Genomic DNA, 23,015 nt, shown 5'->3' with positions numbered 1-23,015 from the left:
AACCGGCGTGCGATGCGCGGGCGGCACGGCCGCGCCGGTGCACGAAGCCGGATAGCCGTGCCCGGGCGCGGGCGTCCCGGTGCGAACCTCGTCCGTTATCGAAATTGAAGGCGGATAGCAATGCGAATCTCATCTAGACAAGGTTCGGCATCCTACTGCGTCATTTCGACGAATGTAAGTGACAGTTTGGCGAGGAAACGTGAAATCCGGCCGGCGTGGTGAACAGATTCGAGCGCGACGGCAAACGGCCCCGCGCGATCGCGTGGCAAGCATTCGCCGGGCGCGGTGCCGGCGGGCGTCGTCGCGGTTTACCGGCGGCCGTCGGGCGGCAAGTCACGCGAAGCCGGCTGATGCGCGGGCCTCGCGCACGCTCAAGCGTCGTCGACGTTGTCCGCGTAGTGATCGATCGCGACCTTGCACTCGTCGAACACCACCGTCAGCAAGGCAATGTCGTTCGACTCGACCCACTTGCGGATCTGCAGGAACTGCCCGGTGCCGAGATCGGCGAGGCGGCCCGGATCGTCGGTCGTCACATCGACGCTCGCGATCGCGCGATTGCCGTGGCCGGGCAGCGGCGACAGCGTCGCCGTGATGTCGAAGCGCCGGTACGATTGTTCGATGCGCATGCGGTTCTCCCTTTCCGGTTCGACGACGACACGCTCAATCGAGCGACTGGCGAAACACCTTGCCGCCGAATCCGGTCACGACGTTGTCGACCGAGAACGGCGTGTCTTCCTTCGCTTCGAGGATGATCGCGACGCTGCCGGGCACGAGCCGCGCCGCCACCGTCTCGACGAACGTGCCGTCGAGCAGCGCGTTGCCGGCCGCTTCCGCGAGAATGCCGGCGCCCGCGCCGGCCGCCATGCCGGTGACCACGCCGAGCGGCCCGGCGAGCAGGCCGAGCAAGCCGCCCGCTATCGCGCCGATCACGCCGCCCTTGAACGGCCGCGATTCGGCGTGGAGGACCGCGAGCTTGCCGGTCGCGTCTTTCTCGACGACGACGCCGTTCTCGATGTGGAATCCCTCGTCCTTCTCCGACAGCGCCTCGAAATCGTTCGCGGCCTGGCGGGCCGTGTCGACGTTGCCGAACACGGCGACGATCAGTTGCTTGGTCATGCGATACCTCGCTCGGTTGGATGGCCAGTGGCAGCGGCCGCACCGGATGCGGCACGCCAAGGTTCGATTCAGATGCCGATGGCCGCCTCGCGTGCACGCGCCGCGTCGGCATAGGCGTACGCCGCCTCTCGCTGCAGCCCGGCGACGGTGGGTGCGCGGGCGAGCGCCGGATCGGCATCGCGCGTGTCGCGCGCCAGCCGGTAGGCGTCGGACGCCGCGTGCTGCAGTTCGATCGCCTGTTTCGTTTCGACGGAATTCGTCATCATCCGGCACCCTCCTTCAGGGACATCGATCATGCATGCGGCGCCTTACCTGTGCGCCTGCGCATCGTCCTCGACATCGGCGACGTCGGCCGGGAAGCGGTGCTGGCCGAAACTCAGGATCAGCACGCCGACGGCGAGCAGCACGATCCCGACCGTCGTCATCAGCATCCGCTCGGGGCTGTCGGTTGCGCCGCGCAGTATCAGGTCGCGCGCGAGCGACGTCATCGCAATGAACAGCGGAAACCGCACGGGCAAGCGGCCGAGCCGCAGGTAGCGCACGTCCATCGCGAGCACTTCCAGATACAGGAACATCAGCAGCAGGTCGGTCAGCGACACCTCGCCCGCGAGCACGACCTTCCACGCTTCCTGCGCCATCGCGAACGCGGTCGCGAGCCCGATCACGATCAGCCCGGCCAGTTCGGCCGCGTGAAGGAAATGGCCGAAGCGGCGGCGGATGCGCTCGGCGGGCGAGCAGGCAATGGTGGTCGTATTCAAGGTGACAGTCGCTGGGTTGAGGCTTGAACGGCGCCGGGCGGCGGCGGGAACGTCGCGTCGCGCGCGGCGGCATGCACGGCATCGTGCGCGTCGGGTCGATCCGGCCTGTCCGACATGTCCGGCGCATGCGGGCCGGCCGCGCCGGTCGCCTGCTCGACCGCGGACAGCGTCCGGCGGCAGCACACATGGAACGCGTCACCCGCATCGGTGCAGGCGACGTCGTCGTGGTCGCGGCACAGCAGCAGGCGGCAGCCGAGATACCGTTCGAGGCCGTCGATCCGTTCGCTCACCTGCGCTTCGTCGAGGTGCAACTCGGACGCCGCACCGGACAGGCCGCCATGCTCGACCACCGCGACATACACACGCATCGCTTCCAGCAGGTTCATGATGACGCTCCTCGTGGCGGCGCAGCGGGACTTAATCTACTGCACGCGGCACGCACGCTCAAGAGCACAGCGCCGCATGCGCCAGGAGTACAGCTGCGCGGGCCCTGGCCAAAATCCGGCCCTGTTTGACGCATTCGCATGACAGTTTGGTGTTTCGTGTTCCAAAGACCGGCCGAAGCTGCTAGATTGCTTGCTCGACGACGTCACGCGGTGCTGGCAGGTCGCGCGCCCGGTGCGGCCCGTTGCGGGATGCCCGCACCGCGTCCTTCATCCGCGTGACACAAAGAGAACAGTCGCATGACACAGTTCAACCGTTCGCCCTCGCGCGCCACGGCACTTCCGTCCCGACCTGACTGACCGGCAGCCCACGATGCAGACACCTCCCCCGCTTCCCCAAAACGTTCACAGCCCGATCACGCGCAGCGCGATCTTCCTCGTCGCGACGATCAATCCCGGCGCCGATCACGCCGACACGATCCGCTCATGGTGCGGCGACATCGCCGCGCTCGTGCGCTCGGTCGGCAAGCGCGTGCCGGGCGGCAACCTCACCTGCGTGTGCGGCTTCGGCGCCGACGCGTGGGATGCGCTGTTCGGCCAACCGCGCCCCGCCGCGCTGCATCCGTTCCGCGAATTCGGCGCGGGCCAGCGTGTCGCGGTCGCGACGCCGGGCGACATCCTGCTGCACATTCGCGCGGAAGCGATGGACCTGTGCTTCGAACTCGCGACGCAGCTGCTCGGCGCGCTCGGCGATGCCGTCACGGTCGTCGACGAGGTGCATGGCTTCCGCAATTTCGACCAGCGCGCGATGATCGGCTTCGTCGACGGCACCGAGAACCCGGAAGGCCGCGAGGCGGTCGACTTCACGGTGATCGGCGACGAGGACGCGGAATTCGCCGGCGGCAGCTACGTGATCGTGCAGAAGTACCTGCACGACATGGCCGGCTGGAACGCGCTCGCGGTCGAGACGCAGGAGCGCATCATCGGCCGCACCAAGCTCGCCGACATCGAGCTCGCGCCCGACGTGAAGCCGTCGTGCTCGCACAGCTCGCTGACCACGCTCGACGAGGGCGGCCAGGAAGTGAAGATCCTGCGCGACAACATGCCGTTCGGGCGCCCGGGCGCGGGCGAATTCGGCACCTATTTCATCGGCTACGCGCGTTCGCCGGCGCCGATCGAGCAGATGCTCGAGAACATGTTCGTCGGCCGCCCGCCCGGCAACTACGACCGCCTGCTCGACTACAGCCGCGCGGTCACCGGCTCGCTGTTCTTCGTGCCGTCCGCCGACCTGCTCGAAGCGCTCGCCGATCGCGCGGCGCCGACCGCCGAGGCCGCGGAGCCGGAACCGGCATCCTCCGCGCCGCATCGCGACGGCTCGCTGAAGATCGGCTCGCTGAAAGGCGTGCCGTCGTAACGCACATCATCACCAACGGCAGTCCGGCGCGCCAATCCCGCGCCGGGCGCGACGCGTGGCCGCGCCATGAACGCCGTCCACTCGCTGCAAAGCTTCAATAGGCTGCGCCTATGATTCATCCGGGCTCGGCCCCGCCGACTGAACGCAGCCGAGCCCTGGCGTCCGGAAACGCGGCCGGATGAATGTTCGTAAGAATGCGCGAGACGCGATCGGCCGTCGACCGCCAAAGGTTCGGCGCGCCATCGAGCGCGGCCGGAGCGACGCGTGCGCCGGCGCGCACCCGCGTATCGCCATCCGTCGCGGCGTTCGGCACAAGCGCGCACTCTCTCCTCGCACGGGAATTGCAGAACAGTTGCGCCACCGCAGCGTGTCGTTTCGATTTGTGCTGCAGCAGTGTCAATAGAGCCTGCTAATATGCATTTTCGTCCGCGATCGGCCTGCCGGGCTCAGACGCAGTCCGTCAGCCGATCGGCCCACCCTGAAGTGTTTTCGCTGACGTGAGGCAACCCAAACCCATGAACAACCTGCACCGCGAACTCGCCCCGATCTCGTCCTCCGCCTGGGAGCAAATCGAGGAGGAAGTGGCACGCACGTTCAAACGCTCGGTGGCCGGCCGCCGCGTGGTCGACGTCGACGGCCCCGAAGGCCCCGAGCTGTCGGCCGTCGGCACCGGGCACCTCGTCGACGTCGCCGCCCCGCGCGAGCTGGTGAATGCGCGGCTGCGCGAAGTCCGCACCATCGTCGAGCTGACGGTGCCGTTCGAGTTGAGCCGCGATGCGATCGACAGCGTCGAGCGCGGCGCGCGCGACGCCGACTGGCAACCGGCGAAGGACGCCGCGCAGCGGCTCGCGTTCGCCGAAGACGACGCGATTTTCGACGGCTACCGGGCGGCCGGCATTCTCGGCATCCGCGAAGGCACGTCGAACCGCAAGCTCACGCTGCCGGCGGACGTCGCCGCGTATCCCGACGCGATCAGCGACGCGCTCGAAGCGCTGCGGCTTGCCGGCGTCGACGGCCCGTACTCGGTCGTGCTCGGCTCGGATGCATACACGGCGCTCAGCGAAGCGCGCGACCAGGGCTATCCGGTCCTCGGCCATATCAAGCGGATCGTCAGCGGCGAGATCATCTGGGCGCCGGCGATCAGCGGCGGCTGCGTGCTGTCCACGCGCGGCGGCGATTACGAGCTGCACCTCGGGGAAGACGTATCGATCGGCTACACGAGTCATACCGACAAGGTCGTCCGCCTGTACCTGCGCGAAACGTTCACGTTCCTGATGCTCACGAGCGAAGCATCGGTGGCCGTGGCGCCGCAGGGCAACACGGCCGCCTGACCGCGGTTGCCTGCGCGCGATGCCCGCCGGGCGTCGCGCGCGAGCGGCCGCACTGCCGGCCGCAGGTTCGTCGCCGATCAAACCCATCTTGCATGGAGTGTGTGATGAGCGAGTCGAATGAGGCATTGCAGGCGCTGCAGGCGTCGGTCGACCACCTGAAGCAGGCGGTCGACGCGAACGCGAGCAGCCAGGCCGGCGACACCGCCGTGCTGTTCACCGTCTTGTCGCTGGTCCTGGCGGAGTTGCCGCCCGACACGCGCAACCTGATCGAGGATTCGTTTTCCGTCTGGGCCAATGGCCTGCCGAATGCGGCACTGTCACAGGATGTGAAGCAGATCGCCCGGCAGCGGCTTGCGATGACCCTCTCGGACTGACCGCGGCACGCCACGGTTGCGCCGCGTCCGGCCCGGACCGTGCAACCCGCCTTCGCCTTCGGCCGCCCCACACGCATCGTCCGCGGTGCGTGCGTGGTCGCGCTTGGCCGCTCGCGGCACGCGCCCCCTGCGGCGCTTCCGGTGCGCCTCTCCACCCGCGCTGCCTTTCATCCCCCGATAACCGGCGCCCTGCGCGCCGATGTCGCACCGCGATCCGTTCGCGCGCCGCCCGCTTCCGCGTCCTGTCATCCCACGCTGCGCACGCCGCGCACGCCCGTGGCGCCGTGCGCCCGCCCGTCTGTACTCCTTGCCACCCGTGCGCGCGCGCATGCGAGGGTGCAATTCACGGCCGGGCCGGTGCGGAACTGTGCCTTGGATAGCCTGCGCCGATTCGCTATTTTGAACGCAGTCGAAGCGATGCCGTGGGCTCCTCCCGGCACGCACGCTTGCCGCCCTGACCGCGACCGTGCACGACGCCGACGCGCGCTGCGTGACCGCACCGGCGCCGCCCGCGCGCCGCCGTGCCGCGTGTCGTGCGTTCGCGGCGGGAAGCGCCACGCGCCGCACCACATCGGGACTTCACCCTTCGACCCACTTTCACCGACAGGAGCCAGACCACCATGCCCGCACTTTGCGATATCTGCCACGCGCGGCCGGCCGTCGCGCGCGCAACCGTGATGCAGGACGGCGAGCGCAAGACGATCTCGATCTGCGATTACCACTTCCGTCAGCTGATGCGGCATCAGAGCATGCTGAACCCGTTCGATTCGCTGCTCGGCGGTGGCGGCTCGTCGTCGCTGTTCGGCGGGCTCGACGACGAATCGCCGCTCGCTGCCGAGATTCCGCGCGAATCGGTCGACCCGACCGACGCGTTCAGCGAGCAGACGCTGGAGTTGCTGCAGCGCGCGGCCGAGAAGGCGCACGAGCTGCGCCGCAGCGAGCTCGATTCCGAGCACCTGCTGTACGCGCTCGCGGACACCGACGTATGCGCCGCGCTGCTGAAGGAACTGAAGCTGTCGCCGGAGGACATCAAGTCGTACATCGACGCGCATGCGCACACCGGCACGGCCGACCCCGATGCGCCGCTCGACAAGCTGTCGATCTCGCCGCGCGTGAAGAAGGCCGTGCAGTACGCGTTCCAGGCGTCGCGCGATCTCGGCCACTCGTACATCGGCCCCGAGCACCTGCTGATCGGGCTCGCGTCGGTGCCGGACAGCGTCGCCGGCACGCTGCTGAAGAAATACGGCGTGACGCCCGAGGCGCTGCGCCAGAAAGTCGTGAAGGTGGTCGGCAAAGGCGCCGAGGACGGCCGCGTCGACGCGCCGACCGGCACGCCGAACCTCGACAAGTTCGGCCGTGATCTCACCGCGATCGCGCGCCAGGGCAAGCTCGACCCGGTGCTCGGCCGCGCGCAGGAAATCGAGAGCACGATCGAGGTGCTCGCGCGCCGCAAGAAGAACAACCCGGTGCTGATCGGCGAGCCGGGCGTCGGCAAGACGGCGATCGTCGAAGGGCTCGCGCAGCGGATCGTCAACGGCGACGTGCCCGAGGTGCTGCGCGGCAAGCGGCTCGTCGAAGTCAACATCAACTCGATGGTGGCCGGCGCGAAGTATCGCGGCGAATTCGAGGAGCGCGCGAAGCAGTTGATCGACGAAGTCACGGCGAAGCATGACGAACTGATCCTGTTCATCGACGAGCTGCATACGATCGTCGGCGCGGGCCAGGGCGGCGGCGAAGGCGGCCTCGACATCGCGAACGTGCTGAAGCCCGCGCTCGCGCGCGGCGAGCTGAGCCTGATCGGCGCGACGACGCTCAACGAATACCAGAAGTACATCGAGAAGGACGCCGCGCTCGAACGCCGCTTCCAGCCGGTGTTCGTGCCGGAGCCGAGCGTCGAGCAGACGATCGTGATCCTGCGCGGGCTGCGCGACAGCCTCGAGGCGCACCACCAGGTGACGTTCGCCGACGACGCGTTCGTCGCGGCCGCGGAATTCGCCGATCGCTACATCACGTCGCGCTTCCTCCCCGACAAGGCGATCGACCTGATCGACCAGGCCGCCGCGCGCGTGCGGATCGGCGCGACATCGCGCCCGGTCGACATCCAGGAAGGCGAAGCGCAGATCGCGCAACTGAAGCGCGAACAGGACTACGCCACGTCGCGCAAGCGCTTCGACGAAGCGAAGCAGTTCGAGGAGCAGATCACCGCGAAGCAGAAATCCGTCGACGAGATGATGGAGGCGTGGCAGCGCAAGACGGGCTCCGAAACGCTCGAGGTCACCGTCGAATCGGTAGCCGAGGTCGTGTCGCGCCTCACCGGCATCCCCGTGTCCGAACTCACGCAGGAAGAGCGCCAGAAGCTGCTGAAGATGGAAGAGCAGCTGCGCGAGCGCGTGGTCGGCCAGAGCGACGCGGTGGTGGCCGTCAGCGATGCCGTGCGGCTGTCGCGCGCGGGGCTCGGCCAGACGCACCGGCCGATCGCGACGTTCCTGTTCCTCGGGCCGACGGGCGTCGGCAAGACCGAGCTCGCGAAGGCGCTGGCCGAGACCGTGTTCGGCGACGAGCAGGCGATCATCCGCATCGACATGTCCGAGTACATGGAGCGGCATGCCGTTGCGCGGCTGATCGGCGCGCCGCCCGGCTACGTCGGCTACGACGAAGGCGGCCAGCTCACCGAGCGCGTGCGGCGCCGCCCGTACAGCGTGATCCTGCTCGACGAGATCGAGAAGGCGCATCCGGACGTCTACAACGTGCTGCTGCAGGTGTTCGACGACGGCCGCCTGACCGACGGCAAGGGCCGCGTGGTCGACTTCAGCAACACGATCATCATCGCGACGAGCAACCTGGGCGCCGCGATCATCATGGACAACCTCACGCAGCCGGAAGCCGCGCGCAAGACCGACAAGGCGATCCGCGAGGAACTGATGCAGGTGCTGAAGGGCCATTTCCGCCCCGAGTTCCTGAACCGGATCGACGAGGTGATCGTCTTCCACGCGCTGTCGAAGGAGAACATCCGCGCGATCGTGCAGATCCAGCTCGACCGCGTGGTGCGCACCGCCGCCGCGCAGGACATCACGCTCGTGATGGGCGATGCGCTCGTCGAGCACCTGACCGAAGCCGGCTACCAGCCGGAGTTCGGCGCACGCGAGCTGAAGCGCCAGATCCGCCAGACCATCGAGACCCGGCTCGCGAAGGAGATCCTCGCCGACCGGCTGAAATCGGGCGACAAGTGCGAGGTCGACTACGACAAAGCCAGCGACGAAGTGAAGTTCACCAAGCTCGCGGCGCCTGAAGCGAAGGCGACCCAGGACGCGAAGAAGGACGCCGACGGCAAGGCGAAACCGAACGGCAAGGCGGCCAAGGCAGGCGACGACGCGAAGGCCGGCGACGCGAAGGCCGGCGACGCGCCTGCCGACGCCCCGCCGCCCGCGCCGCCCGCGAAAGCGTCCGGCAAGAAGTCGTCCGGCGCGAAGAAGGACGCGCACTGAAAAACAGCATGCCCCGCACGCCCGGGGCACGCATGACCGGCTCCGTCCACCGGACGGAGCCGCCCCACGCCGCGACACGGCGCAAACCGAGCCGCCCGCACCGGGTAAGGCTGATGGAGATTCAACATGACAAATCGACGCGAAGTGCCAGGCATCAGGAAGTACGACGGGCCCGCCGGTGGTTGGGGCGCGCTTCGCGCGACAGCCGATGCGGTGCGCACGCAAATGGAAACCATCGAGGCGCCGATCGTGCTGATGCGGACCAACCAGCCCGACGGCTTCGACTGCCCCGGCTGCGCGTGGCCCGACAAGGAACACAAGTCGACGTTCCAGTTCTGCGAGAACGGCGCGAAGGCCGTCACGTGGGAGGCGACCACCAAGCGGGTGACGCCCGAGTTCTTCGCGGCGAACACCGTGTCGTCGCTGCTGCGCATGTCGGACTACGAGCTGGAGAACATGGGCCGGCTCACGCATCCGCTCGTCTACGACCGCGCGACCGACACGTTCCGCGCGATCGAATGGGACGACGCGTTCGCGCGCATCGGCGAGGTGCTGCGCGCGCTGCCGCCCGACCAGGTCGAGTTCTATACGTCGGGCCGCGCGTCGAACGAAGCCGCGTACCTGTACCAGCTGTTCGCGCGCGAGCTCGGCACCAACAACTTCCCCGACTGCTCGAACATGTGCCACGAGCCGACCAGCGTCGGCCTGCCGCAGTCGATCGGCATCGGCAAGGGCACCGTGTCGCTGGAGGATTTCGACCACTGCGAGCTGATCATCTCGATCGGCCACAACCCCGGCACGAACCACCCGCGGATGATGGGCACACTGCACGAGTGCGCGCGCCGCAACGTGCCGATCATCGTGTTCAACCCGCTGCGCGAGCGCGCGCTCGAACGCTTCGCCGATCCGCAGGACATGATCGAGATGGCGTCGTTCGGCTCGACCCGCATCGCATCGACGTATTACCAGGTCGACGCCGGCGGCGACGCGGCCGCGCTGAAGGGCATCATGAAGGCGCTGCTACAGCTCGAAGCCGAGCGCGGCAACGTGCTCGACCGCGACTTCATCGCGCAGCACACCAACGGCTTCGACGCGTTCTCGGCCGACCTCGAAGCCACGTCGTGGGACGACATCGAGCGCGCGAGCGGGCTCAGCCAGGCGCAGCTCGAACAGGTCGCGCTCGCGTACGCGAAGTCGAACGCGACGATCGTCACGTACGGGATGGGCGTCACGCAGCACAACAAGGGCACCGCAACCGTGCGCCTGATCGCCGACCTGCTGCTGATGCGCGGCAACATCGGCAAGCCCGGCGCCGGCGTGTGCCCGCTGCGCGGCCACTCGAACGTGCAGGGCAACCGCACGGTCGGCATCACCGAGAAGCCGTCGGCCGAGTTCCTGAAGAAGATCGAGGACGTGTGCGGCTTCACGCCGCCCGCCCATCACGGGCATGACGCCGTGCAGGCGATGCAGGCGATGATCGACGGCACCGCGAAGGCGCTGCTGTGCCTCGGCGGCAACTTCGCGGTCGCGCTACCCGATCCGGAGCAGTCGTTCCCGGCGATGGCGAAGCTCGACCTGAGCGTGCATCTCGGCACCAAGCTGAACCGCTCGCACCTGCTGGTCGCCAAGGAAACCTTCGTGCTGCCGGTGCTCGGCCGCACCGAGCTCGACATGCAGGCCACCGGCCGGCAGTCGATCACCGTCGAGGATTCGATGTCGATGGTTCATGCGTCGGCCGGCAAGCTCAAGCCGGCGTCCGACCAGTTGCGCTCGGAGCCGGCGATCGTCGCGGGCATCGCGCATGCGACGCTGCCGGCCAGCAAGGTCGCGTGGCTCGACCTGATCGACGACTACGACCGCATCCGCGACCTGATCGACAAAACGGTATCCGGCTTCGAGGCGTTCAACGAGCGCATCCGCACGCCGGGCGGCTTCCGCCTGCCGCTGCCGCCCACCGAGCGCGTGTGGCCGACGCCGACCGGCAAGGCGATGTTCTCGGTCTACAAGGGCGTGAAGGAAGACGCCGACGTGCTCGGCGCCGAACAGGTGCTGCGGCTGATCACGCTGCGCAGCCACGACCAGTACAACACGACGATCTACGGGCTCGACGACCGCTATCGCGGCGTGTTCGGCCGGCGCGACGTGCTGTTCATGAACCCCGCCGATCTCGCCAAGTACGGGCTCGAACACGGCGACCTCGTCGACATCGAGACGGTCACCGCATCGGGTCGCGCGCTGCGCCTCGAGAAGATCACCGCGATCGAGTACGACATCGCGCCGGGGTCGGTCGGCGCGTACTACCCGGAAGCGAACGTGCTCGTGCCGCTCGACTACATCGACAAGGAAAGCGGCACGCCGTCGTACAAGTCGGTGCCGGTGCGCGTCGCGCGCTCGGCGGTGGTCTGACCGACTGACGGGCCGGCTCGCGGCGTACAGGCTACCGCGAGCCGGCCCGACTTTCCCCACGGGCCACCGTGTCTCGACGGATGCGATGGCCCCCTTCCTTCCCCGCTATTACCGCGCCGCCGTCGGCGGCATCGTCGCGCCCGTCTGCCGGCGCCGGTACGCGCTGTCACGCGACGCAAGCCAGTAGTACAGCGGCGACGTCAGCGCGAGCCCGACGAGCCACGACAGGTCGGCGCCACCGAGATGCTCGGGAATCGGGCCCGCATACATCGGCGTGTTCATGAACGGAATCTGCACGAGGATGCCGATCGCATACGCGAGCAGCGCCTGCGGGTTGAAGCGGCCGTAGATCCCGCCGTCGACCATGAAGATCGACTTGATGTCGTACTTGCCCTTGTGAATCACGTAGAAGTCGATCAGGTTGATCGCCGTCCACGGCACCAGCACGACGAGCAGCGCAAGCACGAGATCGACGAGGTTGCCGACGAAGTTCGTCGACGCGCCGATCGCCGCGTAGCAGCACGCGACGAAGATCACGACCGACACCACCGCGCGCGCCTTCGCGGTCGGAATCCACTTGTCCGCGAACGTCTGCACCGACGTGATCACCGCAAGCACCGCGCCGTACAGGTTCAGCGCGTTGTGGCTGATCACGCTCAGCAGGAACAGCACGAGCATCAGCGGGCCGAGCGGGCCCGTCGCCTGCTTGACCGCATCCATCGCATCCGCGCCGGCCGGCACCGCGAGCACCGCGACCGCGCCGAAGATGAATGCGAGCGTCGAGCCGATCGTGCAGCCGAGATAGGTCGCCCAGAACGTCGACGCCACGCCGACGTTTTCCGGCAGATAGCGCGAATAGTCCGACACGTACGGTGCGAACGCGATCTGCCACAACGCCGACAGCGACACCGTCGCGAGCCAGCCGGCGAAGTTGAAGCCGCCGCGCGTCAGGAAATCGTCGGTCGTCACGTGCGTGAGGATCATCCAGAAGCCGACCAGGATGCCGATGCCGAGCACCCACGTGCCGATCCGGTTCAGGATGTGGATGAACCGGTAGCCGACGATCCCGATCAGCCCCGAGCCCACCGCGCCGATCACGATGCCGACGGGCACCGGCACCGACGACGCGATGCCGTGCACCGACTTGCCGGCCAGCACGATGTTCGACGCGAAGAAGCCGACGTACATCACGGCCGCGATCACGGTCACCAGCAGCGCGCCCCACGAGCCGAACTGCGCGCGGCTCTGGATCATCTGCGGGATGCCCATCTGCGGCCCCTGCGCCGAATGCAGCGCCATCAGCACGCCGCCGACCGCCTGGCCGACGACGATCGCGACGATGCCCCACATCAGGTTCAGGTGGAAGAGCTGCACGCCGAGCGCGCCGGTCACGATCGGCAGCGGCGCGATGTTGCCGCCGAACCAGAGCGTGAACAGGTCGCGCACCTTGCCGTGGCGCTCCGCGGGCGGCACGTAGCCGATCGTGTGCTTCTCTATCATCGGGGACGCGTTGCGGTCCACGTTCGTCATGGTGATGTCTCCTGTCCTGCGCGGCGATGCGCGCTTGCCGTGTCAGCCGGCGCGCGTTGGGGGGCGCGCCGGCAATCGGGTCCGGATACGCGAGCGACGACGCGCCGCGTGCACGCGCGGCGGGTCGAGCGAAGCGGACGATGCGCATGCGGGGACGGATAACCGATCCCGCCTGTACGTGCGCGGCCGCGCCGTTTGCTTCTTGATCCAGGTTGGAGACGATGGTGCGCCACGACCTGCGCGACCGGAAAATACTAAAAATATTTCCGCGACATACGAAAAAGCTCTGCAGCGGACATTTCGGCGCCCGGGGGCTTTCAGGTAAGGTGCTACGCAAACCATGGACAGATTGTGCCCGCGGCGGCACGCCGGGGCCGTGCATCAGAGGTGCTTGTGGCTCACTACACTTTGCGGCAACTGAAATACTTCGTGACGACCGTGGAATCCGGCAGCGTCGCCGAGGCGTCGCGCCAGCTCTTCATCGCGCAGCCGTCGATCTCCAGCGCGATCAAGGGTCTGGAGGAAAGCTTCGGCGTGAAGCTGTTCATCCGCCATCACGCGCAGGGCGTGTCGCTCACGCCGAGCGGCACGCGCTTCTACCGGAAGGCGCAGGAGCTGCTGCGCATCGCGCACGAATTCGAACAGAACGCGCTCGCCGACAACGACGTGATCACCGGGCAGATCGACATCGGCTGCTTCGAGACGGTCGCGCCGCTCTATCTGCCGCAACTGATCGCGGGCTTTCGCGAGCGCTACCCGGGCGTGAACATCCGGCTGCGCGACGGCGACCAGCAGGAACTCGTGCAGGGCCTGACGTCGGGCACGTTCGATCTCGCGCTGATGTACGACCACGATCTCGACGGCACGATCGAGACCGAGCCGCTGATGCCGCCGCAGCAGCCGTACGTGCTGTTGCCGGAAAATCACCGGTTCGCGGGCCAGACGCACGTGTCGTTGCGCGACCTCTGTGTCGAGCCGATGATCCTGCTCGACGTGCAGCCGAGCCGCACGTATTTCGTCAGTCTCTTTCACGAACTCGGGCTCACGCCGAACATCGTGTTCGGCTCGCCGTCGATCGAGATGGTGCGCGGGATGGTCGGCCAGGGGTTCGGCTTCTCGCTGCTCGTCACGCGCCCGCATTCCGAATACACGTACGACGGCCAGCGCGTCGTGACGATCGGCCTCAGCGAAACGGTGAGCCCGTCGGGGCTCGTGAGCGCGCGGCTGAAGCGCGGCCAGCTCACGAAGCAGGCGCAGTCGTTCGTCGATTTCTGCCGCGAGCGGCTCGCGCAGATCGCCGCGGAAACGGCGCGATAAACGGTGCGATAAGGAACCGGAAGGAACACGAAAACGCACGCGCCGCGGGATGCGGTGCGTGCGTGTCGGTCAGGCGCGCCGCGTCAGGCGGCTGCGGAGAGATGAGCGGCCAGCCGCCCCAGCATCGCGTCGCAGCCGTGCAGCTGGTCGAGCGTGACGAACTCGTCGGGCTTGTGCCCCTGGTCCATGCTGCCGGGCCCGCACACCACGGTCGGAATGCCGGCCTGGCCGAACAGCCCGCCCTCGGTACCGAACGCCACCGTGCCGAACGCATCGGAGCCGCTCAGCATCGCGAGCAGGCGCGCGGCCTCGCTGTCCGGCGCCGTCGCCAGCCCCGGATACGCGCCCAGCGGCTGCAGTTGAATGTCGGTATCGGGCTGCACCGCGCGCATCCTCGGCAACAGTTCGGATTCCGCATAGTCCTGCAACTTCCTCGGCACGTCGTGCGCATCGAAATCCGGCAGCGCGCGCACCTCGAAATCGAACTCGCATTCGGCCGGCACGATGTTCAGCGCGCGGCCGCCCTTGATCAGCCCCGTCTGCACTGTCGAGAACGGCGGATCGAACCGCGCATCGTGCCGTTCCGGCCGCGCGAGCGCCGCGCCGATCTCGCCGAGCCGGCCGATCAGCTTCGCCGCATAGTCGATCGCGTTGACGCCCGACGGCGCGTACGCCGAGTGGCAAGCGGCACCCTTTACATGGCAGCGCATCGCGAGCTTGCCCTTGTGACCGAGCACCGGCTTCAGCTCGGTCGGCTCGCCGATCAGGCACAGGCGCGGCCGGTGCTCGCGCGCGGCCAGTGCATCGAGCATCGGCCGCACGCCGAGGCAGCCGACTTCCTCGTCGTACGAGAACGCGAGATGCACGGGCATGCTCAGCGGCCGGGCCACGAACGCCGGCACGGCCGCGAGCACCGACGCGATGAAGCCCTTCATGTCGGCCGTGCCGCGGCCGTACAGGCGGCCGTCGCGCTCGGTCAGCCGGAACGGCTCGACCGTCCACGCCTGCCCGTCGACCGGCACCACGTCGGTATGGCCCGACAGCGCGATGCCGCCGCGGTCGCGCGGCCCGATCGTCGCGTACAGGCTCGCCTTCGTGCTTTCCGCGTTGTAGAACAGTTCGCTTTCGACGCCGAAGCCCGCGAGATAGTCGCGGATGAAGCCGATCATCTCCAGGTTCGACTCGCGGCTGACCGTTGCGAAACCGATCAGCCGTTCCAGCAGCGCGCGGCTCGACGTGTCATTCATCGCCCGGCACTCCGTAGCTCGGCGCGGCGGTGGGGTTCAGCGCGCGCGTCTGGTAGTCCTGCATCTGCGGCCGATACGCCTGCCACAGCGCATCGAGCTGCCCGATCGGATCGGCCTCGGCCCAGTCGACGCGCAGGTCGACGATCGGCCAGGTCACGTCGCCGGCCACCTTCAGCGCGGCCGAATGCACCGGCCCTGCCTCGCCGCCGGCTGCCATCGCCGCGCGCATCGCGGCCAGCAGGCGATCGGCGAGCAGGCCGGGCGCCTGTTCGAAGGCGCGCGCCATCGCGTCGATCACGGCCGGCGCGGCCAGCAGGTTGCCCGCCGCCACGCATTGCTCGCCCTGCACCGCGTGATGCGTGCCGAGCGCTTCCTTGCCGGTAAAGCACGCCGTCTGCCCCTGCCCGTCTATCACTGTGACCTGCCGGTACTGGCTCCAGCCGTTCGCGCTGAGCGCGCGGTCGAGCGCCGCGGCGGGCGCGAGTTGCTCGTGCTCGATCAGGTCGAGGATCTGGGGCCCAAGCGCCGGCAGCGTGATGTTCTGCGTCGCGACGGCGCCGACGCCCGCGCGCACCCACGGGCAGCGCGCGCCCACCGCGATGCTCGACGAGCTGATCGCGATGCCGAGCTGGCCCGTCTCCGGGCAACGCCCGACGATGGAGAAAGTCATGTCGCCCCCTATGCGCGGTTCGGCTGCCAGTTGTCCGGGATCACGGCGATCACGTCGATTTCCATCAGCCACTGCGGCTGGCCGAGCGCGGACACGACGAGCCCCGTCGAGATCGGATACACGCCCTTCAGCCACTTGCCGACTTCCTGGTACACCGGCTCGCGATAGCGCGGATCGATCAGGTAGGTCGTCGTCTTCACGATGTGCGTGAGGTCGCTGCCGGCTTCCTCCAGCAGCTGCTTGACGTTCTTCATCGCCTGCTCGGCTTGCGCGCGCGGATCGCCGAGGCCGATCAGTTTGCCGTCGAAATCGGTGCCGACCTGGCCGCGCACGTAGACGGTATTGCCCGCCCGCACGGCCTGGCACAGGTCGTTGTCGAGCGTCTGGTTCGGATAGGTATCCTTCGTGTTGAACATGCGGATACGGGTATGGGTGGGTTGGCTCATCGGAATCCTTCAGTCGTCAGGGGTCACGCCGCCGCACCGGAAGCAGACGCGGTGCGGCGGGGGTTCGGTCAGTTCACCGCGTCGGCGAGCGGCTGCGTGTCGGCGTGCGGCGCGGCGCCGCGCTGTTCCGCGTGCACGGTCAAGCGGCGCTGCGACGCGTCGTGGTACTCGAGGTAGGTGCGCTGGATCGCGATGTGATCGGCGATGTGCCGCGCGTCGTGCCACACGCCCCAGATGAAGCTGGAGCCGCGCCGCGACAGCCACGGCAGCCCGAGGAAATAGATGCCCGGCTCCTTCGACACGCCGCGCTGGTGCTGCGGCTTGCCGTTGTCGGCGAACGCGTCGACCTTCAGCCAGCCGTAGTCGACCGCGTAGCCGGTCGCCCAGACGATCGACGTGACGCCAGCGCCGGCAAGGTCGAGCGCGAGGATCGGATGCGCGACGCAATCGGGATTCGGCAGGATGCGGCGGGCTTCCGGTTCTTCCGGCAGGTCGAGGCCGTTGCGCGCCGCATAGGCGTCGGCCGCGTCGAGCAGCGACAGGTAGTTGTCGTCGCCGCGTGCGAGATTGATCGCGAGGTCACGTTCGAACACGGCCACGCCGCCGTCGAACGACTTCGTCAGCCCGACGAGCGTCACGCCCTGGTTCGCGAGCTTGCGGAAATCCACCGTATGGCCGCCGCGCGCACCGCTCACCGCGATCGTCACGTGTTCGCGGCCGGGCGTCGCGACTTCCTTGTCCCATTCGCCGAGCACGCCGAGCCACCAGCAGAAATCGCGGCCGCGATACGCACGCGGCGGCCGGTCGTGCGGGCCGACCGACAGGTAGACCTGCCGGCCCGCGCGCTGCAGCTCGTCGGCGATCTGCACGCCCGACGACCCCGCGCCGACCACCAGCACCGCGCCGTCTGGAAGCTGCGCCGGGTTGCGATAGTCGGCGGAATGAATCTGCACGAGGCGCGCGTCGTCCGGCGCGATCGACGGAATCACCGGGCGCTGGAACGGCCCGGTCGCGACGACCACGCGGTTCGCCTCGATCGTGCCGTCGGATGTCTCGACGATGAAACCCGGCTTGCCGGCATTGCGCACGACCTGCTTCACCTCGACGCCGGTACGGATCGGCGCGTTGAACTTGCGCGCGTACGCTTCGAAGTAGTCGGCGACCTGGTCTTTCGTTGCGAACGCATCGGGATCGAGGCCGTCGAATTCGAGGCCGGGGAAACGGTCGTGCCACGCGGGGCCGTTCGCGACCAGCGAATCCCAGCGACCCGTGCGCCAGCGCTCGGCGATGCGGCTGCGCTCGAGCACGAGATGCGGTACGCCCAGCTTGCCCAGGTGCTCGCTCATGGCCACGCCGGCCTGACCGGCGCCCACGACGAGCGTATCGATTGAAGTTGTTTCGACTGCCACGGCTGTCTCCTTCTGAAGTGCGGCTCGGCGCGACGTTCGGACGGTCGCGTGAGTTGGAATGGAGACATTCTGCTGATGCGCAGGCAGGCGCGAAATGATGATTTTTGTTGGTGTTGACGAACAAAAAGCTGGGGGTGGTGGGAGTGGCGAGCGGTGCGGGTGGCTTTCTCGCACGCTCACGAGAAGCGATTGCCGCGTCTAGCAGCAACGCGAAATCCGCTTGATTTGCCTCATTCTTATTCGGTTATCAAGCGGAGGGGGAACGTTGGAATACAACGCCTCGGTCAGATGAACAACCGATCATCCTTAGACCGCTCATAGGAAAGTTCGGCGAAGCTGATCGTCGGCCCCCCATCCGCGATTTCGGCTGCACCTCGTGAAGGAGCCGCGAGCGTCAATAACATGAGAGCATTTTGTCGCTGCATGTCTGAAACTCAGCACACGTGGCTTTTATCTCATAAATAGGGTCGAAGTTATAATCGAGGCGCGGCACAGGTCGCGCTTGTCGGTTTTCGGCTTCGCCGAGATAATTTCCTTCCGGGCGTGACAGCCGCCCCCAACGAAACACATGACCCAAGATCTGAATACGCCTGCATGGGCTGAAGATTATCGTCACTGGTTTACCGAGCTCAAGCAGCGCGTCGAGCGCGCTCGGCAGCGGGCCGTCGCCAGCGCAAATCGCGAGCTGGTCTCACTGTACTGGCAGATCGGTCGCGATATTCTCGATCGGCAGCAAAAACAAGGCTGGGGGGCCGGCGTCGTCGACCAACTGGCGCGTGATCTCAAGGCAGCGTTTCCTGACATGCGCGGGTTTTCTCCGCGCAACCTCAAGTACATGCGAGCCCTCGCACAAGCCTTTCCGCGACCGGAATTTGTGCAACAGCCCGTTGCACAATTACCGTGGTCGCACGTTGTCACACTGCTCGACAAGCTTGATGATGCCCCGCAGCGGCTTTGGTATGCGGAAAAGTCGCTCGAGCACGGATGGTCGCGCAGCGTGTTGACCATGCAGATCGAGACGGCCGCTCATGCGCGCGCCGGTAACGCCGTGACGAATTTCGCCGACCGGCTGCCGCCTCCGCAGTCGGATCTCGCCCGCGACGCGCTCAAGGATCCTTATGTCTTCGACTTCCTCGGCCTGACCGAGAATGCCCAAGAGCGCGATATCGAACGTGCGCTCACGCAGCACATCACTCGTTTTTTGCTCGAACTGGGCGCCGGGTTCGCATTCGTCGGGCGTCAGTACCGGCTGGAAGTTGGCGGCGACGAGTTCTTCATCGATCTGCTCTTCTACCATCTCAAGCTTCGCTGCTATGTCGTCGTCGAACTGAAAACGACTCCGTTCAAGCCGGAGTATGCGGGACAACTGAACTTCTACCTTTCCGCGCTCGACGCGCAGGTCAAGGCGCCGGAAGACCAGCCAACTATCGGCCTGCTTCTGTGCAAGGAGAAGAATCGGCTAGTCGCGGAATATGCGCTCCGCGGCGTGACTCAACCGATGGGCGTGGCTGAATATCAGCTCATGCGCGAGGTTCCCCCCTCACTTGAGACGGGCCTCCCGACCATCGATCAGATCGAGGCCGAGTTGCGCCCCGATCTTCCGGATGCCCCTGCGTAATTCGGTGGTCAACGGCTCGCCTCGCAGTCAACTTGCTGGGTGCAGCAGATAGAGATCTGCTCACGCCACATGGTGAACTGTCTGCGGATCCGATGGCTAATCCAAGCTCACCGGTCTCGTCTCGATAAACTGGCCGCAGTAGCTTCATAGATGGATCTGGACGAGCATCCTTGGTCATAAGCCAAAAACGCCTAAAGGAGTGAACACATGGAGCCGGTTGGCATTATGTTGCTGTAAAGGTCAGCAATGAACAGCTGATCATATTCTATGAGGACTGGGGCGATGCGTTGATCGACGATGTTCGCTGCATATTCTGCAAGAAGCCGGGCCTGCAGTCGAATACCCTTTTGGTGGTTTCATCGACCCGGCGACCGGGTACTACCACAACCCTGGAAACAAACTGGTCATCCGGTATGACGAAGCCACGGAGAACTTGTTCTATTTCTATCAGCTTGAATTGCGCGATCCGGCCAGCATGGCAGAGGTCCCCTCTTTCCGGGCGTTTGCCCACGTTGCAGGATATAGAGACCGGGACGGGGCGGACTACGTTGCCTTCTCGCCGAGTGCGCCAAATTTCCTGATCGACCCGCTTTGGCGCGTCTATCAGTTCTCACGTGACGGGCTGAACGAAATTGCGGTTGATGCGCTTCCGACTGATCGACAACGCGAGATTGACGTGTTGTCCTGGCGATACTACTGTGGCCCCGTCGAAGCCATGTTCCAGAGAGCAGACCGTGACGAAGACGCTTCGTATTCCGCAACTTCTTTCCTAAGAATTGCTTTGATCCGCCACTTCTGTCTCTGCTGGGTGTCGACATACCGTCCAACGATTCGCGAATGACGCCAGCCCCTTATCCGGCGTATCGCTCCGAGATGCCATGATTCCCTCCCTGCGCAGTCGCTCGGAAAAGACTTGTACCTGACACGCGTTCCGCGATTAAAGATGACGACACGACCGAGCGGACGAGCGAGCCGCTTCGAAACGCGCGACCGAACATGGAACACGTAACCGTTGCGGGCCAACTCGCAACTCGGTTGACGAAGCCCGGTAACGCCCCCCTCGACTCAATGCCCGCCGTTGATTTCCGTATCTTCGAAGGCGAGATGCTCGAAATAGCTCCCGGTGAAATCGACGTCGAGTCCTTTGAGACCGTGGGCTTCAACCGTGGTACCGGTACAGTCCAGCACCTGCACCGAATGCCACGTGTTGCCGTCGAACCTGACACCGTTCCACTTGCATCCGAGAAATTTCACGCCATTGAACGTGCTGCCCTGAAAGGCGGCGTCATGGAAGCTGCAATCGACGAATGTGCATCCGGAAATCGCAATCTCGGCAAAATCGCAACCTGCGAACGTGCAGGCCGAGAACCGGCAGCCCGTCCAGCCGGCTTGCCGGAATGACGTGCCGGCGAAGCTGCTACCGCTGAAGCTGCTGTCGGCAAATTGCGCGAGCCCCAGATCGAGGCCGGCATAGGCCGAACTGTCTGCCTGACCGGACAGTCCCGCGGGCGCACCACCCGCGCCCTTGCGCCACTGATCGTGCTTGTAGATGATTTCAGAACTGCTCATCGATCTGCTTCCCGGTGCGCTGGAGCGGCGGCATTGCTCTCATCCTTGCCCGAGGGCTGTTTATCCTCATCGTCGCCGGATGTTGCCGATCCCCGAGTGGCGAACCATGCGACCAAACCACCCAAAGCAAGCAGCGGACCGAGAAACAGGAAATGCTCGATCGCGAAATCACTCACATCGTGCGAACCGTAGCTACCTCCGCTGATCTGGGCCACGGCCGCTATTGCCGCAATCGCACCCCAGGCGGCCAGGATCAGACCGCCGACACACACCATCGCGGCAATCGTCGATTTACGCATCTCCGCCCCCTCAAGCGTTCTCGGAAGCATTGCCGACGCTGACCTGGGGCAGTTTCGCGAACCCCAGGTGATTGGCCTCGTTCCACCACGTCCACGTCACGTCCGCCGGCGATACGTCCAGATGCATGGCCCGCGGATCGGGGAACGTGTCGCCTTGCCTCACGTAGGCCTGGCGATACCACTGGTTGAACGTTGCCGCCCAAGGATGATCGCCCGCCACATCGGCCTGCCAGATGCCCGTCACTGGGCACGCGCGCGTGCCGCGACACCGGATCGCCGGATCGGGAAATTCGACGGCGCGCACGATGCCCTGCGTGACGCGCGGGTGCGATTCCAGCGGTTGCGCGGGCATTGGAATCACGTCACCGACATAGTGGAAGAAGATGCGGCCATCCTCCGGTATCAAACCGGGGCGGCTCCGATCGAACAGTTCTTCCTTCCGGTAATGCATCGGTACTTGAGCCGCATTCCATGCGAAATGACGTTCGGCGACCGGATATTTCAGTTGTGCCAGCCAGTAACCACCGACAGGAGCGGCAGTCGTTTCCGCCTGCGGAGGCACAGCGACCTGCGGCCGCTCCAGCAGCATGTAGCCATCGGGCACGTGAGCGCGACCCGTACGCAGCGACGCGGGGCGCACAGCGGGCTTGGCCGGCGACGCCGGCGCAGACGTCACCGCCTTCGCCGCGTCGATCAACGTCTCCTTGTTGCCGTCCCACTTGGGCAGTTTGGCAGGCGGCAGCGGCACCACCTTGTCCAGGTTCGGCAAACGCAGGTCGGGGGCGCGTTCCAGGCGATCGGCAAGGACGCTATAACGCTCGGCACGGGCGCGATCCTTCACGCCACCTGCTACCGGATCGCCATCATCGAACGCACCGAACAAATATGCAGCACTTTTGGCGCTACCGAATTTCACGCCTTCATGCAGAATCTTGAGCGCTCGCGCATTGTCCTCGTCCAGCGACTTGTCGGAGCCAACCAGCGTCGTTCCAAGCGCATACGCGGCATCGCCGCTACCCTGGGCAAATCCACATTCAAGCATTTTGAGCGCAATCTTTCGGTTCCCCCAGAAACCGGATTTCGGATCATCGTAGACTGCATCGAGCTTGCTGCCCAAATAAGCCATGGCGCTGGGGCTGCCCTTGTCCGCTGCAAGTTGCCAGAAGGCGTATGCACGACTGGCATCCTGCTTTACGCCCACCCCGTTCATGTGGTACGTGCCCATCAGATCGTAAGCTGCGGGGATGCCCAGCTTCATTGCACCTTCGGTGATCTGCACAGCTCGCTCGGTATTGCGATCCACACCCAACCCCTGAGCGTAGGCGTTCGCCAGGTTGAGCATCGCCTTCCAGTGCTTGCGCTCGGCAGCCTTCTCCCATAGCGCAACTGCACCAACGTAGTCGCGCTGGTTCGGCCACAACAATGCACTTGTCATCTTCATCGCCTGCTGATTCCAGCGATCTGCTTCCGGGTCGACTGCCGGAACGACAGCGGCTTCGTGTACGCAGACGAACGTATCCCGATGGGGGTTGAAAGCGTCGAGCGACATGTTTCGCGGAAGAGAATCATTCATCGAGCAGGCGGTGCAAGCAAAAAGCAGGGTGAGGGAAAACACGCCGGCGAGGCGCAGGCGTTTGGACATA

The 23,015-nt window shown here is 66.1% G+C and carries 21 protein-coding genes; 8 read left to right on the top strand and 13 right to left on the bottom strand.

The window, feature by feature from the left end:
- Positions 1-371: 371 nt before the first annotated feature.
- The 5 genes from CFB41_RS36910 to CFB41_RS36890 form a co-directional block, all read right to left on the bottom strand.
- Positions 372-626, bottom strand: coding sequence for a hypothetical protein (locus CFB41_RS36910; RefSeq protein ID WP_089460113.1), 255 nt, complete (start codon positions 624-626; stop codon positions 372-374).
- A 34-nt stretch (positions 627-660) separates the two neighbouring features.
- Positions 661-1,116 (bottom strand): DUF1269 domain-containing protein, encoded by a 456-nt coding sequence (locus tag CFB41_RS36905; protein WP_089444140.1) that lies wholly within the window; start codon positions 1,114-1,116, stop codon positions 661-663.
- A gap of 68 nt (positions 1,117-1,184) precedes the next feature.
- Positions 1,185-1,382, bottom strand: a complete 198-nt coding sequence (locus tag CFB41_RS36900) for a hypothetical protein (RefSeq protein ID WP_089460112.1) — start codon at positions 1,380-1,382, stop codon at positions 1,185-1,187.
- Between the two features lie 42 nt (positions 1,383-1,424).
- Positions 1,425-1,874, bottom strand: a complete 450-nt coding sequence (locus CFB41_RS36895; RefSeq protein ID WP_089460111.1) for a phosphate-starvation-inducible protein PsiE — start codon at positions 1,872-1,874, stop codon at positions 1,425-1,427.
- A complete protein-coding gene (locus CFB41_RS36890) occupies positions 1,871-2,260 on the bottom strand; it encodes a LysR family transcriptional regulator (RefSeq protein WP_089460110.1) in 390 nt (129 codons plus the stop codon). The genes CFB41_RS36895 and CFB41_RS36890 overlap by 4 nt, the downstream gene beginning before the upstream one ends.
- Positions 2,261-2,630: 370 nt before the next feature.
- On the opposite strand from CFB41_RS36890, the gene CFB41_RS36885 reads away from it, so the two are divergent.
- From CFB41_RS36885 to CFB41_RS36865, 5 genes are all read left to right on the top strand, one after another.
- A complete protein-coding gene (locus tag CFB41_RS36885; protein WP_089460109.1) occupies positions 2,631-3,671 on the top strand; it encodes a Dyp-type peroxidase in 1,041 nt (346 codons plus the stop codon).
- Positions 3,672-4,186: 515 nt separating this feature from the next.
- On the top strand, positions 4,187-5,002 hold the full coding sequence (locus CFB41_RS36880) for a family 1 encapsulin nanocompartment shell protein (RefSeq protein ID WP_089460108.1): 816 nt from the start codon (positions 4,187-4,189) through the stop codon (positions 5,000-5,002).
- A 104-nt stretch (positions 5,003-5,106) separates the two neighbouring features.
- Positions 5,107-5,376 carry a hypothetical protein gene (locus CFB41_RS36875; protein WP_089460107.1) on the top strand — a complete coding sequence of 90 codons (270 nt, stop codon included), beginning with the start codon at positions 5,107-5,109 and terminating at the stop codon, positions 5,374-5,376.
- Positions 5,377-5,996: 620 nt separating this feature from the next.
- The gene (locus tag CFB41_RS36870) at positions 5,997-8,861 is read left to right on the top strand and encodes an ATP-dependent Clp protease ATP-binding subunit (RefSeq protein WP_089460106.1); all 2,865 of its coding nucleotides are present in this window, start codon (positions 5,997-5,999) and stop codon (positions 8,859-8,861) included.
- 126 nt (positions 8,862-8,987) lie between these two features.
- Positions 8,988-11,267, top strand: coding sequence for an FdhF/YdeP family oxidoreductase (locus CFB41_RS36865; protein ID WP_089460105.1), 2,280 nt, complete (start codon positions 8,988-8,990; stop codon positions 11,265-11,267).
- A gap of 108 nt (positions 11,268-11,375) precedes the next feature.
- Here the strand turns inward: CFB41_RS36865 and CFB41_RS36860 are convergent, their stop codons facing one another.
- Positions 11,376-12,797 carry a cytosine permease gene (locus tag CFB41_RS36860; RefSeq protein ID WP_089460104.1) on the bottom strand — a complete coding sequence of 474 codons (1,422 nt, stop codon included), beginning with the start codon at positions 12,795-12,797 and terminating at the stop codon, positions 11,376-11,378.
- A 393-nt stretch (positions 12,798-13,190) separates the two neighbouring features.
- Here CFB41_RS36860 and CFB41_RS36855 point away from each other — a divergent pair, with 393 nt between their 5' ends.
- A complete protein-coding gene (locus CFB41_RS36855; protein WP_089460103.1) occupies positions 13,191-14,114 on the top strand; it encodes a LysR substrate-binding domain-containing protein in 924 nt (307 codons plus the stop codon).
- Between the two features lie 83 nt (positions 14,115-14,197).
- On the opposite strand, the gene argE is transcribed toward CFB41_RS36855, so the two are convergent.
- From argE to CFB41_RS36835, 4 genes are all read right to left on the bottom strand, one after another.
- Entirely contained in the window at positions 14,198-15,361 is a 1,164-nt protein-coding gene (gene argE / locus CFB41_RS36850) for an acetylornithine deacetylase (RefSeq protein ID WP_089460102.1), read from the bottom strand.
- A complete protein-coding gene (locus CFB41_RS36845) occupies positions 15,354-16,031 on the bottom strand; it encodes a DUF1028 domain-containing protein (RefSeq protein WP_089460101.1) in 678 nt (225 codons plus the stop codon). The genes argE and CFB41_RS36845 overlap by 8 nt, the downstream gene beginning before the upstream one ends.
- 8 nt (positions 16,032-16,039) lie before the next feature.
- Complete coding sequence (locus CFB41_RS36840; RefSeq protein ID WP_011349682.1) at positions 16,040-16,477, bottom strand: RidA family protein; 438 nt, start codon at positions 16,475-16,477, stop codon at positions 16,040-16,042.
- 68 nt (positions 16,478-16,545) lie between these two features.
- Positions 16,546-17,886, bottom strand: coding sequence for an NAD(P)/FAD-dependent oxidoreductase (locus tag CFB41_RS36835; protein ID WP_089460100.1), 1,341 nt, complete (start codon positions 17,884-17,886; stop codon positions 16,546-16,548).
- 568 nt (positions 17,887-18,454) lie between these two features.
- Here CFB41_RS36835 and CFB41_RS36830 point away from each other — a divergent pair.
- Complete coding sequence (locus CFB41_RS36830) at positions 18,455-19,504, top strand: YhcG family protein (protein WP_089460099.1); 1,050 nt, start codon at positions 18,455-18,457, stop codon at positions 19,502-19,504.
- A gap of 433 nt (positions 19,505-19,937) precedes the next feature.
- The gene (locus CFB41_RS37995) at positions 19,938-20,345 is read left to right on the top strand and encodes a hypothetical protein (RefSeq protein ID WP_144030002.1); all 408 of its coding nucleotides are present in this window, start codon (positions 19,938-19,940) and stop codon (positions 20,343-20,345) included.
- Between the two features lie 224 nt (positions 20,346-20,569).
- Here the strand turns inward: CFB41_RS37995 and CFB41_RS36825 are convergent, their stop codons facing one another.
- The 3 genes from CFB41_RS36825 to CFB41_RS36815 are packed head-to-tail and all read right to left on the bottom strand — an operon-like array spanning position 20,570 to position 23,014.
- Positions 20,570-21,073 carry a pentapeptide repeat-containing protein gene (locus tag CFB41_RS36825; protein ID WP_089460098.1) on the bottom strand — a complete coding sequence of 168 codons (504 nt, stop codon included), beginning with the start codon at positions 21,071-21,073 and terminating at the stop codon, positions 20,570-20,572.
- Entirely contained in the window at positions 21,070-21,372 is a 303-nt protein-coding gene (locus CFB41_RS36820) for a hypothetical protein (RefSeq protein ID WP_089460161.1), read from the bottom strand. The genes CFB41_RS36825 and CFB41_RS36820 overlap by 4 nt, the downstream gene beginning before the upstream one ends.
- A gap of 10 nt (positions 21,373-21,382) precedes the next feature.
- The gene (locus CFB41_RS36815) at positions 21,383-23,014 is read right to left on the bottom strand and encodes a tetratricopeptide repeat protein (protein ID WP_256941411.1); all 1,632 of its coding nucleotides are present in this window, start codon (positions 23,012-23,014) and stop codon (positions 21,383-21,385) included.
- Position 23,015: the final 1 nt, after the last annotated feature.

It is taken from the genome of Burkholderia sp. AU33803, from assembly GCF_002223095.1.
Classification (GTDB): Bacteria; Pseudomonadota; Gammaproteobacteria; order Burkholderiales; family Burkholderiaceae; genus Burkholderia.
This window is presented reverse-complemented; position numbering and strand designations above follow the sequence as displayed.